Origin of the sequence: Streptomyces sp. XY431, from assembly GCF_001279805.1 — a bacterium.
GTDB classification, from domain to species: Bacteria; Actinomycetota; Actinomycetes; order Streptomycetales; family Streptomycetaceae; genus Kitasatospora; species Kitasatospora purpeofusca.
The window spans coordinates 1-15,451 of record NZ_LGDO01000505.1 but is presented as its reverse complement, the minus strand read 5'-3'; the positions used below and the strand labels follow the sequence as shown (position 1 = coordinate 15,451).

General features: G+C 73.0%; 16 protein-coding genes and 2 pseudogenes. 10 read left to right on the top strand and 8 right to left on the bottom strand.

From position 1 onward, the window contains the following. The 5 genes from ADK60_RS36625 to alaS all read left to right on the top strand — a co-directional run bounded on the left by ADK60_RS36625 (nt 1) and on the right by alaS (nt 5,045). Nucleotides 1-873: a hypothetical protein gene (locus ADK60_RS36625; protein ID WP_053651138.1), complete on the top strand. Its 873-nt coding sequence runs from the start codon at nt 1-3 to the stop codon at nt 871-873. Beyond that, nucleotides 870-1,469, top strand: coding sequence for an SLOG cluster 4 domain-containing protein (locus ADK60_RS36620; RefSeq protein ID WP_053651137.1), 600 nt, complete (start codon nt 870-872; stop codon nt 1,467-1,469). Before ADK60_RS36625 ends, ADK60_RS36620 begins: the two co-directional genes overlap by 4 nt. Then, complete coding sequence (locus ADK60_RS36615) at nt 1,466-2,020, top strand: orotate phosphoribosyltransferase (RefSeq protein ID WP_053651136.1); 555 nt, start codon at nt 1,466-1,468, stop codon at nt 2,018-2,020. Before ADK60_RS36620 ends, ADK60_RS36615 begins: the two co-directional genes overlap by 4 nt. Then, on the top strand, nt 2,017-2,154 hold the full coding sequence (locus ADK60_RS45340; protein WP_159400728.1) for a hypothetical protein: 138 nt from the start codon (nt 2,017-2,019) through the stop codon (nt 2,152-2,154). The genes ADK60_RS36615 and ADK60_RS45340 overlap by 4 nt, the downstream gene beginning before the upstream one ends. 227 nt (nt 2,155-2,381) lie before the next feature. Beyond that, on the top strand, nt 2,382-5,045 hold the full coding sequence (gene alaS / locus ADK60_RS36610) for an alanine--tRNA ligase (RefSeq protein WP_053651135.1): 2,664 nt from the start codon (nt 2,382-2,384) through the stop codon (nt 5,043-5,045). A gap of 60 nt (nt 5,046-5,105) precedes the next feature. On the opposite strand, the gene ADK60_RS36605 is transcribed toward alaS, so the two are convergent. Next, nucleotides 5,106-5,663 carry a GNAT family N-acetyltransferase gene (locus ADK60_RS36605; protein WP_053651134.1) on the bottom strand — a complete coding sequence of 186 codons (558 nt, stop codon included), beginning with the start codon at nt 5,661-5,663 and terminating at the stop codon, nt 5,106-5,108. A gap of 153 nt (nt 5,664-5,816) precedes the next feature. Next, complete coding sequence (locus ADK60_RS36600) at nt 5,817-6,113, bottom strand: putative quinol monooxygenase (protein WP_045941811.1); 297 nt, start codon at nt 6,111-6,113, stop codon at nt 5,817-5,819. A gap of 188 nt (nt 6,114-6,301) precedes the next feature. Here ADK60_RS36600 and ligD point away from each other — a divergent pair. Then, nucleotides 6,302-7,180: pseudogene (gene ligD / locus ADK60_RS47235) on the top strand (non-homologous end-joining DNA ligase); the annotation flags it as partial. Nucleotides 7,181-7,303: 123 nt separating this feature from the next. Beyond that, nucleotides 7,304-8,158 carry an ATP-dependent DNA ligase gene (locus tag ADK60_RS47230; RefSeq protein ID WP_234371450.1) on the top strand — a complete coding sequence of 285 codons (855 nt, stop codon included), beginning with the start codon at nt 7,304-7,306 and terminating at the stop codon, nt 8,156-8,158. 26 nt (nt 8,159-8,184) lie between these two features. On the opposite strand, the gene ADK60_RS36590 is transcribed toward ADK60_RS47230, so the two are convergent. The 4 genes from ADK60_RS36590 to ADK60_RS36575 form a co-directional block, all read right to left on the bottom strand. Further along, nucleotides 8,185-8,868, bottom strand: a complete 684-nt coding sequence (locus tag ADK60_RS36590; protein ID WP_079009003.1) for a DJ-1/PfpI family protein — start codon at nt 8,866-8,868, stop codon at nt 8,185-8,187. A gap of 108 nt (nt 8,869-8,976) precedes the next feature. Next, nucleotides 8,977-9,318 (bottom strand): hypothetical protein, encoded by a 342-nt coding sequence (locus tag ADK60_RS36585; RefSeq protein ID WP_053651133.1) that lies wholly within the window; start codon nt 9,316-9,318, stop codon nt 8,977-8,979. Beyond that, nucleotides 9,318-9,836 (bottom strand): hypothetical protein, encoded by a 519-nt coding sequence (locus tag ADK60_RS36580; protein ID WP_159400727.1) that lies wholly within the window; start codon nt 9,834-9,836, stop codon nt 9,318-9,320. Before ADK60_RS36580 ends, ADK60_RS36585 begins: the two co-directional genes overlap by 1 nt. 65 nt (nt 9,837-9,901) lie before the next feature. Further along, complete coding sequence (locus ADK60_RS36575) at nt 9,902-10,354, bottom strand: hypothetical protein (RefSeq protein WP_053651131.1); 453 nt, start codon at nt 10,352-10,354, stop codon at nt 9,902-9,904. A 476-nt stretch (nt 10,355-10,830) separates the two neighbouring features. Between ADK60_RS36575 and ADK60_RS36570 the strand changes: the two genes are divergently transcribed. After that, nucleotides 10,831-11,235, top strand: coding sequence for a hypothetical protein (locus ADK60_RS36570; protein ID WP_159400726.1), 405 nt, complete (start codon nt 10,831-10,833; stop codon nt 11,233-11,235). Between the two features lie 96 nt (nt 11,236-11,331). On the opposite strand, the gene ADK60_RS36565 is transcribed toward ADK60_RS36570, so the two are convergent. Continuing rightward, complete coding sequence (locus ADK60_RS36565; protein ID WP_159400725.1) at nt 11,332-12,120, bottom strand: hypothetical protein; 789 nt, start codon at nt 12,118-12,120, stop codon at nt 11,332-11,334. Nucleotides 12,121-12,747: 627 nt separating this feature from the next. Between ADK60_RS36565 and ADK60_RS36560 the strand changes: the two genes are divergently transcribed. Continuing rightward, nucleotides 12,748-13,182 carry a peptidase inhibitor family I36 protein gene (locus tag ADK60_RS36560; protein ID WP_053651128.1) on the top strand — a complete coding sequence of 145 codons (435 nt, stop codon included), beginning with the start codon at nt 12,748-12,750 and terminating at the stop codon, nt 13,180-13,182. A 132-nt stretch (nt 13,183-13,314) separates the two neighbouring features. Here ADK60_RS36560 and ADK60_RS36555 read toward each other — a convergent pair whose 3' ends face one another. Beyond that, complete coding sequence (locus ADK60_RS36555; RefSeq protein ID WP_053651127.1) at nt 13,315-14,643, bottom strand: geranylgeranyl reductase family protein; 1,329 nt, start codon at nt 14,641-14,643, stop codon at nt 13,315-13,317. Nucleotides 14,644-15,115: 472 nt separating this feature from the next. On the opposite strand from ADK60_RS36555, the pseudogene ADK60_RS36550 reads away from it, so the two are divergent. After that, nucleotides 15,116-15,451 (top strand): annotated as a pseudogene (locus ADK60_RS36550) (hypothetical protein); the annotation flags it as partial.

The window sequence follows — 15,451 nt, the reverse complement described above, 5'->3', positions numbered from 1 at the left end:
ATGCCAACCCTGCAACTGGCGGCGATCACCCAGGCCAACCGGCCCGCGCAGCTGCCGCTGCTGTCGAAGCTCGCCGACATCCTGGCCACCTCCCCAGCGGTGACCCATCTGATGGTCCGCGGGTCGCTGGCCCACGGCACAGCCGACCGCCTGTCCGACGTCGATCTTGTCGCCGGTGTCCACGATGCCCGGTTCCCGTCGTTCGTCGAGGCCCTGGACACCCTGATGCCGGTCGAGGCCGGCGCCCTGCTGCCCGGTTGGCGCGACACGATCGTCGCCGACCTGGGCGGCGTCGGGATGGTCTTCCTCGTCCCGGACGAGGGGAAGCTCCACCAGATCGACCTCTACGTCGCACCGGCCTCCCGGATTCCGCGGCTGCAGGAGACGGTCAACACCGCCGTCCTCCTCGACCGCCGGCCCGGCCCGGTCGCCGCGCCCGACGTCGCGGCGGCCGAGAGCTTCGCCGCCACCTTCATCGCCCGGCCGCGCTCCTGCGCCGAGCTGCTGATCGAGCACCTGGTGCTGGCCGTTCTCCTGCACAAGCGGATCAAGCGCGGCCAGCGGTTCGTGGCGTACTCCGAGTGGCACCGGCTGCACACGGCCACGAAGGACCTGATCAAGACCGCCCTGGCCCCCGCCTCACGATTCTGGGGCTGGTACCAGCTGCGCGAGGAGATCGCCGTCACCCCGATCGGCCGCGCCTGCCTGGCCGACCTGGACGCCGCGATCAGTGGCCCGGCCATCCCGGAGGCGGCCGACGTCGCCGAGGCGATCGACCGGGTGCTCGCTCTGACCGAGCGGGCCTGCCCGCAGGCGCTCGACGGCCTGCACGACGCCGTCGCCGCCTACCGCACCTACCAGGAGCAGGCATGAACGCACTCCACCTCGCGGGCCCGGCCGCCAGCCGGGCCCGCGAGGGCCTGACCGCCGTCTTCTTCGGCGGCGTCGTCCCCGCCTCCGCCCAGGAGGAGACACTGGCCGAGGAGATCGGCCGGGCCATGGCCCAGGCCGGATACCAGCTCCTGCACGGCGGCTACAACGGGCTCATGGAGGCCGTTGCCCGCGGAGCCGCAGGCCAGGGAGCCACGGTCACCGCCGTCACGCTGATCGGCAAACACGACGAGTGGGGCGCGTTCAACCCGCACACCACCCTGTCCGTCCACGTGCCCGACCCCGGCGCCCGCCTCAACCACTACCTGGACAACGCCGACCTGGTCGTCGCCATGGGTGGCGGGGCCGGCACCCTCCACGAGCTGACCGCCGCCCTCTACTACGCGACCACCATCCGGCCCGTACCGGTCTGTCTCGCGGGCGCGTCGGCCCTGCGCCTGCTCGCCTTCCTGCGAGAGGAACGGTGGCTGTACGAAACCCCGACCCGGCCGCTCGGATTCCTCGCCACCGCCGATTCCGCCGACGCCTTCCGCGCCCACCTGATCGCGCTCGACACCACTCCGATCGGAGGAACATGACCCCCCGCACCCCGTCGGCCGGCCTCGCCGCCCGGCTCGCCGAAACCGCTTGCGTCAACGCCCCGTTCAAGCTCGCCGACGGCGGCCGACTCGACGCGTACTTCGACGAGTACCGGCTCGCCTCCGACCCCGCGCTCCTGCGCGACACCGCCACCGCCATGGCTGACCTCGTTCCCGACGACGCTGAGGTGCTCGCCGGTATCGAACTCGGCGGCATCCCCCTCGTCGTGGCGCTGTCCGCCGCCACCGGTCTGCCCGCTGTCTTCGTGCGCCGCAAGCCCAAGGGCTACGGATCGTTCCACCAGATCGAAGGCCTGCCCATCGACGGCCGCCGCATCGTCCTGATCGACGATGTGGTCCGCTCCGGCGGCCAACTGCTCCACATGGCACGGATCCTGCGGATGGTGGGCGGACCGGTTACCCACGCGCTGTGTGTCCTGGAACGCCCACTCGGCGGCCGGACGCTGCTGGCCGATCACCGCGTCACGCTGCACTCGCTGTTCACCGAGGCCGACCTGCCGGCGCCACGCCCGGGTGGTGGTGCCGCGTGAAGCGGGCCGTGCTCCTCGACCTCGACGGCGTCCTCGTCGACAGCCGGGACGCCCGTCCCGAGCTCGCCCCTGACGGCGTCCTGCCCTTGCTTGTCGGCATCGGCCGTCAGGGGGACAACTCCAAGCGATCTTGACCCCGGAGCCGCTACTGTTGGTGGCGCAGTCGCAGCGCATTGTTGCGTCGCTGTCGGCTGCGCCACCTCAGAACGACGGATACCGGAGTCATGGTCTACACCGTGGGGGCGCGAGCTATCTGCGTCGAGCTGGAGAACTGAGAACCACTCAGTCCCTGTTCTCGGCCCGGCTCGGCGTGTGATTACCCCCCACCTCTCCGCGACTCTTCCGTGAGGGCCCTATCGCCATGCGCTCGACGCAGATCCGCTCCACCTTCCTGGACTTCTTCACCTCGCGCGGCCACCGCCACGTCCCGTCCAGCCCGCTCATCCCCTCCGACCCGACCCTGCTGCTGGCCAATGCCGGCATGAACCAGTTCAAGCCCTACCTCCTGGGCGAGGTCACACCGGAGTACCCCCGCGCCACCACCATCCAGAAATGCGCCCGCACCTCCGACATCGACAACGTCGGCCGCACCAACCGGCACGCCACGTTCTTCGAGATGATGGGCAACTTCTCCTTCGGCGACTACTTCAAGGCCGACGCCATCGCCTATGCCTGGGAACTTCTCACCCAGGGCTACAACCTGGAGAAGAACCGGCTCTGGATCACCGTCCACCAGGACGACGACGAGGCCGAACAGCTCTGGCGCAAGATCGGCGTCCCCGCCGAGCGCATCCAACGCCTCGGCGCGGACAACTTCTGGGACATGGGCGTCCCCGGTCCCTGCGGTCCTTCCTCCGAACTCAACTACGACCGGGGACCGGCCTTCGGCCGCGAAGGCGGACCGGCCGTCGACGGCGAACGCTACGTCGAGATCTGGAACCTCGTCTTCATGCAGTCCATGCGCGGCGAGGACGACGACAACGGCACCTTCCCGATCCTCGGCGACCTCGCCCAACAGAGCATCGACACCGGCCTCGGACTCGACCGCCTCGCCGCGATCCTCCAGGACGTCGAGAACGTCTGCAGCACCGATCTCCTCCTACCCACCCTGACCACCGTCCAGAAACTCGCCGGCCGCGACTACCCGGGCAGCGGCTCCGCCGAAGGCGAGGAGAAAGTCTCGTTCCAGGTCGTCTCCGAGCATGCCCGCTCCATTGCCTACCTCATCGCCGACGGTGTGCTGCCCGCCAAGGACGGCCGCGGCTACTTCCTGCGCCGCCTGATGCGCCGTGCGATCCGCCACGCCCGCACGCTCGGCATCGACCAGCCCGTCCTCGCCCCGGCCACCGCCAGCGTCATCGCCAACCTCGGCGACGTCTGGCCCGAACTCACCTACCAGGCAAGCCTCATCGAGCAGGTCGTCACTGCCGAGGAAGAATCCTTCACCCGCGCCCTCACCCAGGGCACCCGGCTGCTCAACGCCGCCATCACCCGAAGCCGCGACAGCCGCTCCACCACCCTCACCGGTGAGACCGCCTTCGAGCTGCACGACACCTACGGCTTCCCCGTTGAGCTGACCATCGAGGCCGCCCGCGACGCCGGTCTGACCGTCGACGAGGACCGCTTCACCACCCTGCTCGCCGAACAGCAGAAGCGCGCCAAGGCCGGCGGAAAGGCCAAGACCTCCGAGGCCCTGCGCCGACAGGACGTCTACCGCGAACTGTCCTCCCGCCACGGCCGCACCGACTTCGTCGGCTACGACCGCCTCGACACGGAGGCCACCGTCCTCGGCCTCATCTCCGACGGCACCGTCGTACCCGGCACCGACCAGGGCAGCACCGTCGAACTCGTCCTCGACCGCAGTCCGTTCTACGCCGAGTCCGGCGGCCAGGTCGGCGACACCGGCACCATCCGTACCGCCTCCGGCGTGCTCCTGGATGTGCTGGACACCAAGCTCGGCCTGGAAGGCTTCCACGTCCACACCGTCCGCGTCCGTGAAGGCGAGATCCGCAGCGGCGAGCAGGCCGAAGCCCTCGTCGACGGCCCGCGACGCGACGCCGTCGCCCGCTCCCATTCCGCCACCCATGTCCTGCACGCCATGCTCCGCCGTACCCTCGGCGACCACGCCCGCCAGCACGGCTCTCTCGTCGACGCCGGCCGCCTGCGCTTCGACTTCGCCCACTCCTCCGCCGTCGACCCCGCCCAGCTCGCCGCCATCCAGGTCCTCGCCAACGACCACCTCCTCGACGACCCGGAAATTCGCATCTGGCACGCCACCCGTTCCGAAGCCGAGGCCGCCGGAGCCACCGCCCTGTTCGGCGAGAGGTACGGCGACCACGTCCGCGTCGTCGACATCGGCGACTTCTCCCGCGAACTCTGCGGCGGCACCCACGTGGGTCACGGCTCCAACGCCGGCCCCGTCCGTATCCTCGGCGAAGCCTCCATCGGCTCCAACCTCCGCCGCATCGAAGCCCTCACCGGCCGCGACGCCCTCACCTACCACGACACCGAACGCCGCCTCCTCGAAGAACTTTCCGCCCTCCTCGGCACCCGCCCCCAGGAGGCCCCCGATACCCTCCGCAGGCGCCTCGACACCCTTGCTGCCGCACAGCAGGAACTCGCCCGCCTTCGCGACGCCGAGCTCCGAACCCGGGCCCAGCAGTTCGCTGTCTCCGCCCGCCCTGTCCCCGGCGGCCGGATCGTCACCGAGAGGGTCACCGGCGTCGGCCCGGTTGAACTCCGCACCCTGGCCACCAACACCGCCGACCTCCTGAGCAACGACCACGCCGTCGTCGTCCTCGGAAGCGAACACGACGGCAAGGCCCTCCTCGCCGCCGCCGTCACCCCCAGCCTCCATGCCACCGGCACACAGGCGAGCAAGTTCCTCACTGGCGCCGCCCGCGCAGTCGGCGGCGGCGCCGGCGGGAAGGGGCCCATCGCCAGCGCTGGTGGCCGCCGTCCCGAGGTCCTCGACGAGGCACTCACCATCGCTGCCAGGGACGCTGCCCAGGCCCTGGGCCAGTAAGGCCGGCCGCTGGCGCGTACGGTCGGCGTCTCCCCGCCGGGAGACGCCGACCACACGTTCTCACCGTTCTGGGCCTGCCGCGGCAAGGTCTTTCAGAAGGACCACACTCTCGTAGTTGGTCACGTCCCACCGCCACGTCCCGATCGGTGCGTACCCCCGCCTGCGATACCAGCCGACCAGCTCAACGGCCTCGACCGACGTATCGATGACCGCTTCCGCGGCCCCGAGAGCGATGATGCGGTCCTCTGCCACGGTCAGCAGCCGTTGTCCGAGGCCCGTCCCCTGGCACGCGGGATCCACAACGAGCTGCCAGAACGAGCCCGCGTCGGCTGGTGCCGGATATCCCGCAGGCACCGCGTACGGTGCTGCCACTGTCACCGACCCGACCAGCTCAGCGCCCTGGAAGGCAAGCCAGCACTCTCCCCTCCCGGCCCGGATTGCCGTGTCCTGTACGGACTGGTAGGACGCGAAGAAGACCCTGCCGGCCGTTGCGTGAGCGGCGTATGCACGGTGCAGGAGCAGGGTGAGTTCCTCGGCTGAATCAGCATCGGTGAACCGCCGTATTGAGATGCCTCTTCCAGGGCCGGCCGACTGGCCGTGGACGTTGCGCAAGATCACAACGAACAGTTTCGCTCCGATGCAGCCTGCGGGCCTCCGGGAACACCTGCCCGCCGGTTCGACCTCGCCGTCACGGTGGAGCGGACCGAGCCCAATTGTCCTGACCGGGACGGCGACCACCGGTGGTCGCCGTCCCGGTCACCCGGGCGGCTGTCAGGCCAGGTCGGTGAGGAGTTGGAGGTCCGGCGGGCCGGCCAGCAGGGTGGCGCCGGCGGCGAAGGCTTCGGCCATGTGCGGCGCGGCGAGGTGGGCGTCGAAGTCGGCCCGGCTCGCCCACTGTTCGACGACCACCCAGGACGCGGGGTCGAGCGGGTCCTGGTACGGGCGGTAGAACAGGCAGCCCGGCTCGGCCAGCGTCGGCGCGACCAGCGACAGCGCCTGGGCCCGCACCAGCTCCTCCTGCCCCGGTGCGGCCTTCAGTCTGGCGACAGCGGTGATCGGTCCACTCATTACGTCCCCCTGGATTCCGGTGATCATCAGCGATCACCGGTGGCCAACAGAACCCGGGCACCACCTATTCCGGCCGTCGCACCGACGGCGGGCCCCGCCGGGACGGCTCGCGCCGCGCCCCCGTCGCGGGCAGACTGGCCGCGACGGGCCCGGTGGACCCGGGAACGCGCGCAGCCCCGGAGGCGGCGATGCCGCAGATGACGGTCGACGGGCGCACCCTCGCGCTCTCGCACCTGGACAAGGTCTACTACCCCCGGACCGGCACCCCCAAGGGCGAGGTCCTGCGCTACTACGCCGCCGTCCACACCGCCCTGCTGCCGCATCTGCGCGACCGCCCGGTGTCCTTCCTGCGCTGCCCGGACGGCGTGGCGGCCGAGGTGTTCGTGGCGAAGAACCCGCCGCCCGGCACGCCCGACTGGGTGCGCACGGTGGAGGTGCCGAGCAACAGCGGCGAGCTGCGCCAGGTGGTGCTGGAGGACGGCGCCGGGCTGCTCTCGGTGGTCAACCTGGGCTGTCTGGAGCTGCATGTGCCGCAGTGGCACGCCGCCGCGCCCGGGCTGGCCGACCGGCTGGTGCTGGACCTCGATCCGGGCGCGGGGGCGGACGTCCTCACCTGTCGCACCGTGGCCGGGCTACTGCGCGAGCGGCTCGCGGCGGACGGCCTGGACGTCTGGGTGAAGACCTCCGGCGGCAAGGGCCTCCATCTGCTGGTGCCGCTGGAGCCGACGCCGAGCGCCAAGGTGTCCGCCTACGCGAAGGAGCTGGCGGCCGAGCTGGAGGCGGCCCGCCCGGAGCTGGTCGTGCACACCATGGCGAAGGCCCGCCGCACCGGCCGGGTGCTGGTCGACTGGTCGCAGAACTCGGCGAAGAAGACCACGGCCGCCCCGTACACGGTGCGGGCGCAGGAGCGGCCGACGGTGTCGGCGCCGCTGTCCTGGGCCGAGCTGGACGCGGCCGGGTCGGCGGCGGAGCTGGTGTTCACGATCGCCGAGGTGCCGGAGCGGCTGGCGGCCCACGGCGATCCGCTCGGGCCGCTGCTCGACCCGGCGCGGGCCCGGCCGCTGCCCACGGCCGCGCCGCGTCGGACCAACACCGGAGCCGGAGCCGGAACCGGAGCCGGAGCCGAGACCTCCGCCGCCGCGCCCCCCGACGACCGCGACCCGGTGGTCCTGACGCCCCCGGTGGAGGTGATGCGCCCGGCCGCCGTGCCCGCCGTGCCGCCGGCGGACGGCCTCGGCGGCGCCGGGGTGCTCTACGAACTGAAGCTGGACGGCTTCCGCTGCGTGGCCTTCGCCCGGGGTCCGGACCGCCCGCCGTTCCTGCAGTCCCGCTCCGGAAGGGACCTCGCCGCCGAGTTCCCGCCGATCGCCGCCGCCGTCGCCCGGCTGCCGGCCGGACTGGTGCTGGACGCGGAGCTGGTCGCCTGGCGCGGTGGCCGGTTCGCCTTCGAGGAGCTGCTGCGGACCAGGCGGGACGGGGCCGCCGAGGGCGTGGCGCTGGGCCTGATCGCCTTCGACGTGCTCGCCCTGCCCGGCCGGGACGTCCGCTCCCTGCCGCTGGCCGACCGGCGGCGGTTGCTGCTGGCCGCGCTGGCCGAGGTGCCGCCGCCGGTCCAGCCGGTCCTGGCGACCACCGACCGGGCCGAGGCGCTGACCTGGATGGAGCAGCTCGCCGACACCGGCGTGGAGGGGCTGGTCTGCAAGGCAGCCGGTTCGGCGTACCGGCCGCGCGGGGCGGGCCGGGTCTGGGTGAAGTACCGGCGCGGCGACACCGTGGACGCCACCGTCCGCGCCGTGACCGGACCGGCCGCGCGGCCCCGGGCGGTGGTTCTGGAGCTGGACGACGGCCGGGTGCTGCTGTCCTCCCCGCCGCTGTCGCCGCTCCAGTCCCGGCAGGTGGCGGAGCTGGCGGCCGGACGGCTCGGCGCGCCCGTCCACGATCCGCAGTACGGCGACGTCCGGCCGCTGACCGTCCCGCTGCGGGCCGAGGTGACCGTGACCGGCCGGCCGCCGACGGCCCTCTTCGTCCGCCTGCGCGGCGACTGAGCGCCCGCGCCGTCAGTCCCGCGCCGTCAGTCCCGCTCCGCCTCCGTCTCCGCTGCTGCCTCCGCGCCCGCCTCCGCCCCTGCCTCCGTGTGGCGGGACGGGGCCGGCTCGTGCGCGACGGCCCACGGCGGGTGCGGGCCCCCGACCGGCCGGGCGTGCGCGAACTCCGTCACCAGGGCCTCGGTGAAGGCCGGCAGGTCGCCGGGTCCACGGCCGGAGACCAGCAGCCCGGGGGCGTCCCGGCAGACGTGGACCGGTTCGTCGACCCAGTAGGCACCGGCGTTCACCAGGTCGGTGCGGATGCTCGGCCAGGAGGTGAGGGTGCGGCCGCGCACCGCGTCCGCCTCGATGAGCGTCCATGCGCCGTGGCCGGTCACCGCGACCGGCCGTCCGGCGGCGGTCAGTTGATGGACGAGGGCCACGGCCGCGCGGTCCAGCCGCAGGACGTCGGGGTTGGCGACTCCCCCGGGCAGCACCAGGCCGTCGTAGGCGCCCGGGTGTGCCAGGCCGACCACGTCGTCGACCGGGAAGGCGTCCGCCCGGTCGAGGTGCCGGTACGCGTCGACGAGTCCGGGGCGGGTGGACAGCAGCCGCGGCGTGCCGCCGGCCTCCGCCACGGCCTGCCAGAGGACGGTCAGGTCCACCTGCTCGGCGCCCTCGGGGGCGACCAGGAAGGCGATCGTCCGGCCGGTGAGGACGGTCAGCGGCATCCGGGCCACCCCGTTCGCCGCCGGCCCACCGTCACGGCCCACACCGCTTCGGCTCCCACCGCCACGGCCCGCACCGGTTCGGCTCCCACCGCCACGGCTCGCACCGGTTCAGCTCCCGACGCGCGCGCCGGACCGGTTCGCACGGTCGGCGGCGGCCGGGCCGTCCCCGGTCAGTTCGACCGCGGCGGGCGGCGGGGCGATGCGGACCCGGGCACGCGGGCAGTCCAGCTGGACGACCAGCTCCAGGTGGTCGACGCGGGCGACCGTCCCGATCGGGACCAGGACCGGGGCGCCCGGCACCCACGGCCGGGTGTCCACCAGCAGGTGGTCCCCGGCGTCCTGCTCGACCCGGCCGAGCGGGCCGTCCGTCGCCTCGACGTCGTAGCCGACCAGGGTGAGGTCGGCGGCATGGTGGGAGCCCGGGCGGTACTCCCGCAGGTCGGTGGTCATCACGCCTCCGGGTGGTCCCACGGGCGGCGTTCGCGGCGGCCCCGGTCGTCGCGGTCGTCCCCCGGGCCGTCGGTCCGACCGTCTCCCCGGTCTCGCCGGTCTCGGTACGGGCCCCAGCTGCGGTGCTCACCGGGCCACGGCCCCCGGCCCCAGCGCTCCCCGCGGTCCGGCGAGCCGTCCACCGGGTCCACGCGGTGCCGCCGGTGGCGGCGCAGCACCACCGACAGGCCGGCCGCGATCATCACGCTGCCGACCCACACCGCGGCCGTGGCGATCGCCACGACGGCCGTCGGCTTGCGCACCGCGATGCTGAGGCACAGCGCCGCCATCACCAGCGCCGTCATCAGCACGCCGGTCGGCAATCGGCGGCCGAGGCCGCGCAGCGCGCTCCCGAAGCGGCGCGGCCGTTCGGCTCCCATCGTGCTCAACCGCCGGTCGAGGCGGGTGTCCTGGCTCAGATCGCACTCGATCTCGGCGAGGAGCCGCTGCTCCCGTCCGCTCAACGCGGGTCCGTCCATCTCGGTCACCTCCGGCACGTCCGGTGACGACATCCCCTCCGGGCGACTGCCCGGTGGGGGGTGCGCTAACCGCTCCGGCCCGCGAGGGCGACGGAGGCGGCCGGGCGACGGTCGCCGAACGCCCGCGGACGGGCGAGCAGGCTGTCGTCCAGCACACACAGCAGGGTCGCGACGTCGGGGTGCACCTCGGCGGCACCCGCCGCCCGCACCTCCGCGGCCGTGGCCCCGGGGCCGAGCACCGCGACACAGGGCACTCCGGCCAGCCGCGCGACCCGGACCTCGGGCGCGCTCGCGGCGACGAACACGGCGTGCGACGGCTTGCCGTCGACCAGGTCGAGGGCCACCCGGACCGGATCGCGGCCCGGGTCGGTCACGGTGAGTGCCGGGGTCCCGCTCGGGCCGGGGGCGGTCAGGACCACCGTCCAGCCCCGTGCCGCGCACTCGCGCAGCAGGGCGGCGGAACCGCGTGACGTCGCACGCCAACCGGCCCCGAAGAGTGCCGTCGAGACGACCGTCATGGCCCACCGTTCCCGTTCCGCACCACGCACCGGCGCGCCCTTCCAGGTTAGGCCCGCACCCCCGGCTCCGCCCGGCGCGACCACCGCGGACGGCACGCGCACCACCCCCTGTTCGGTCACTCCGGGTGACGACTCGCAGCTGTCCGGAATACGCTCGGCACCGGCGCCCGGCCGTGCCACGATCGAGCCATGATCACCCCGCTCACCGCCCGCACCACCGCACCGGACGAGGACGACTCGCGGAACAGTGGCCTCCGTGACGCGCCCCCCGCGCGGACCGGTTCCCGGGGGCGCGCGGCTCGTCTAGTCACGCCCCCAAGCTCGGGTCGGAACAGCCCTCGCAACCAGCGGCGGACGGTGACCGTGCCGACGCGGAGCGCATCCGTTCCATTGACAGCCCGCCGGACCGGCCCCGATCCTCGCCGGTACGGCCCGGCCACCGGCCAGGGCCGCTCGACGACCGGGGGTGGTCAGCGATGACGGACCAGTGGGCGGCGCGGCGAATGCCACCGGCGGTCAGATGGGCGGTCGCGGGCGTGTGGGTGCACGCCGCACTCAGCGGATTCGCGGGCCTCATGCTGCTCGCCGCCCTCGGCCGCAACCAGGGCGGGGAGGTCGCCCCGGTGCGGTTCATGGCGATGACCTCCGTCCTGGTGGGCCTGCTGCTCGGGACCTGCGCCGGCCTCGCCTCCCGCCGCGCGGGCTGGACCAGGACCACCGTGGTCGTCATCGAGGCCCTCTCGGTGACGACCGCCGCCCTCCTCCTCCTGACCGGCTCCCTCGCCGCCCTCACCGGCATCGCCCTCGGCGCCTTCGTCCTCCGCACCTTCCTCTCCCCCGCCGGCCGCGCCTGGTTCGACGACCAGGCCTCGTCCGGGTGAACCGACGGCCGACGGCGCGGTGTTCGCCACGGCCGGCGGCGGGTGCGGGGCGGCGGGCGCGGGGCGGCGGCGGGGGCCGGTCCGGGGCGGCGGCGCTCAGGGCAGCAGTGCGGCCGCCGCGTTCCGGAGGGTGATGTCGATCGATTCCCGCACCCGGGTGAGTTCCGGCAGCTTCTCCCCGATCTCCCGCTCCTCGTAGGCGGATTCGACGGCGAACCAGACCCCGACCACGTTGTTCTCCCGCTTGCACCGGACATCGGCGACCGCGGTGGCCAGCTCGGTCGCCGAGGGGGCCGGGGAGTGCCAGGCGGGGTCGTTCGCGGCTGCGGTCGGCGTCTCGTAGTCGAATCCGTTCGCCTTCATGCACGAGGACCACTTCCGGAACACCTCCATGACCCTCTCGTCGGCCGTCGAACGCCGGTAGTTGCCGAAGTTGATGTCGACGGCCACCTGGGCGTCCTGGAACGTGCCGCCGCCCGCGCTGACCGCCTCCTGGGCCTCGCCCGCGCATCCGCCCGGGGGGATCGGAATCCCGCGGAAGACCCCCTCCCGGGAACCCCCCGGAGCTTGGGGCGCCCCGCTTCCCGAACCGAGCACGAGGCGCACGTCCGGGGAGAGCGACTCGGCCGGAGGCGGCGTAGACCCGTCCCCCGAGGCGTCGCCGTGGTACCCGCGGACGGCGGCGACGGCCGGGTCGGTGGGGTCGTACCGGTGCGCGGTCTGGCCGGTGCGTCGGTGTGATTCGCGGACCGGCGGCTCGTAGTCCAGCCCGAACCTCTTCATGCAGGTCGAGACCAGTCGGGCCCAGCCGCGCTCCATCCTCGCGTTCTCCTCCGGGTTGACCAGGTACTTCTCGACCGGGAGCGCCCGGTCCGAGGTGCTCACGAGCACGGGAACGTCCGGGACGGCGGGAGCGGGCGCTTCCGGGACGGCGGCAGCGGAGACGGCCGGTGCCGGGGAATCCGGTGCCGGGGAATCCGGTGCCGGGGAGTCCGGCGCGTGGCCCGAACCCGGTCCGCCCGCGCTCGTGCAGGCCGCGGACGTCGCGGCGACGAGTCCCGCCAGAAGAAGGGTCGCTCGAATCATCGGATTTCCGCGCGGCACGGCATTCGGTCCCTTCGGGGCTGTTTCCGATTTCTTGGTGATGCGCAGGCATTCCGGTCGATCGGACGGCCGTCCGCTCCCGTGGCCCCGTCTACGCGGTGCGTCCGCGTTCGCCCGATATGGACGCCGAGTCCGGGAGCGGTCGTGCTGTTGGCATACGTCACGGAGAGGTCGAATATCCCCGTATTCCTTACCGTGCAACTGATGTGAGTGGCCGTCAGGAGCCTTGACCGGGGTGGGGCGCCGTCTGATGATACTCAGGGCCCGGTGGGACGGGCGTACTTCCACCTCCGGGGCGTCAGCCGATTCGGAGCCGGCCGGAACCGCGATTCGAGCGTGCCGCCGGCGGCCCGGACTTCGGTCCCCGATCCGGTTCGACGTGCCGATTCGAGCACCCGAAAGGTGTCCATGAAGCTCACGGGGAACATCAGGATCGGGGTCGCGGCGCTGCTCGCCGCCGGCGGTCTCGCGTTTTCGGTACCGGCCGCTTCCGCCGCCCCGAACCCGGGCACGTGCAGCGGGAGCGACTTCTGCCTCTACTTCAACTCCGACTTCAAGGGCGCCACGTTCGAGGACGGCCGGGGCAACTCGCAGACCCCCGAGAACTACGGCGCTCCGAACTGGTACAAGTTCTCGGGGGGCAACGGCGCCGGGTCGTACGTGAAGAACAACGCCGCGTCGGCGTGGAACTTCAACCTCAACTACAGCGTGACGGTCTACTTCAACTCGAACAACAGCGGCCCGAGCCAGTACATCAAGCGCCTGACCGGTGCCAACCTCAACGACCAGCTGAAGAACAACAACGCGTCGCAGTGCCTCGACTTCCTCCAGTACTGCCCCTGAGAACTCCGGGGCAGCGGCTCCGCGAGGATCGCCGGGCCGGTCGAAGGCTCTGACCACGGTCCGGCCCGGCCTGCGGGTCCCGCGCCTCCGAAGGGGTGCGCCGGGGCCGAAGGCCGGGCCGGACCGGTGGGGTCAGCCCCGGCTGCTCGGGGCGAGACGGCCGAGGATGTGGAGGAGGCGGTCCAGTGCGTCGCGGGAGTTGGGCTCGGTCAGGTTGACCATCAGACGGAACGCGGCCCGCAGGACGGCCGGGCTGCCGAGGCCGGCGGCGCCCGCGGCGCCGACCAGGCGGGGGCGGCTCAGGGCGGCGGCGGTGAGGCGGCCGAGGGCGAAGTAGCCGTCGTAGGCGGCGCGGAGGGTCTGGGGGTAGGCGCGCAGGGCGAGGTCGCGGCCTCGGTCGGTGCGGCGGGCCAGGGCCTGGACGACGGCCTCGGCGGCGTAGCGGCCGGACTCCATCGCGTAGGCGATGCCCTCGCCGGTGGCCGGGCTGACCGTGCCGCCCGCGTCGCCGATCAGCAACAGTCCGTCGGCGTAGTGGGGTTGGCGGTTGAGGCCCATCGGGAGGGCGGAGCCCCGGATGGGTTCGGTGACGGCCTCGGGGTGGTAGCCGTACTCGGCGGGGAGGTTCTCGCACCAGCGGCGGAGCAGCTGCTTCCAGTCCACCTCGCCGGACACCGCGCCGGTGTCGACGACGCCCAGGCCGACGTTGGCGGTGCCGTCGCCCATGCCGAACACCCAGCCGTAGCCGGGCAGGAGGCGGCGGTCCCGGTCCGACGGGTCGCGCAGGTCCAGCCAGGCTTCCAGGTAACGGTCCTCGTGGCGCGGGGTGGTGAAGTAGGTGCGGTAGGCAACGCCCATCGCGCGGTCGGTCCGGCGGTAGCGCTTCATCGCCAGCGAGAGCCGGGTGGAGTTGCCGTCGGCGGCGACCACCAGGGGCGCGCGGTAGGCGACGGGGCGGCGCTCCTCGCCGAGCCGGGCGGTGACGCCGGTGATCCGGCCGGTCCGCTCGTCGAGCAACGGGCCGTCCACATTGGCCCGTTCGACCAGCCGGGCGCCGGCCGCGGCGGCGCGGCGGGCCAGCAGTTCGTCGAAGTCGGCGCGGCGGCGGACCAGTCCGAAGCCCGGGAAGGCGGAGAGTTCCGGCCAGTCGAGTTCCAGCCGGTGTCCGCCCGCGACGATCCGCAGTCCCCGGTTGTGCAGCCAGCCGGCGGACTCCGAGACGTCGATGCCGAGATCGATCAACTGCCGTACCGCGCGCGGGGTGAGGCCGTCGCCGCAGACCTTCTCCCGGGGGAAGGCGGACTTCTCCAGCAGGAGGACGTCCAGGCCGGTCCGGGCGAGGTGGTAGGCGGCGGTGGAGCCGGCGGGGCCCGCGCCGACCACGATGACGTCGGCCGTGTCGGCGGACGGGTCGGCAGGGCGGGCCGGGCGGGTGGACGGCTGCTGTGCTGGGCCGGGCATGCGACGCTCCCACGGGTGTCGGTCCTGCGGCGGACTCGGCGGATTCGGCGGACACCCGACGATATGGAGCGCGACGGTGGCGCCGCATCCGACACGCGGGTGTCCGGTGCCCCGCCCGGCCGCTCCCGCCCCCTCCGGGCGGTTCCGGAGCACGGACCCGCAGTCCCGGAGTGGCCGGATCACTACGGTGGACCGGTCGGACAATCAGTTCCTCCGGCGGAGCACCGGCCACCCGACCGCCGACCATGCCCGCACCGACGCCCCATGCCGTGACCAACCGCGCAACCGCTGTGACAGGTCGCCCCCCGTGACAGCGGTTGCGGCGCGGACGTACCTGTCTTTTCCTTGTAAGCGTCCACCGGATGGCCCAGCGCGCGCAGCGCCGCACGGCAGCACCTCGCTGGCGACCGCTGAAGGAGGGCTTATGCCCAGGCACCGGACACGGAGCACCATCGGGTGCTTGCTCCTGGCAGTGACCATCGTCCTGACTCTTGCCTCTGGCCGTGCGCCGGCCGACTCGGCGGGTCAACTGTCCACTGCGGTCTTCCTGTCCGACGGCTCACGCTTCCCCGGATGGACCCAGTGGAGCGACCGCGACGGCGGCTGGATCGACGCAGCCAAGTGGGTCGACGGAGACTTCAACGGCGACGGCAGGAGCGACGTCGCCGCGATCTGGAACAACGGCGGCACCAACACTCTGACAGTGAGCCTGTCCACCGGCACCGGCTTCACCCGCAGTCACTGGGCCACCAACGCCGGCGGCTGGCTCGACTCCACCCAATGGCTCGGAGGCGACTTCAACGGCGAC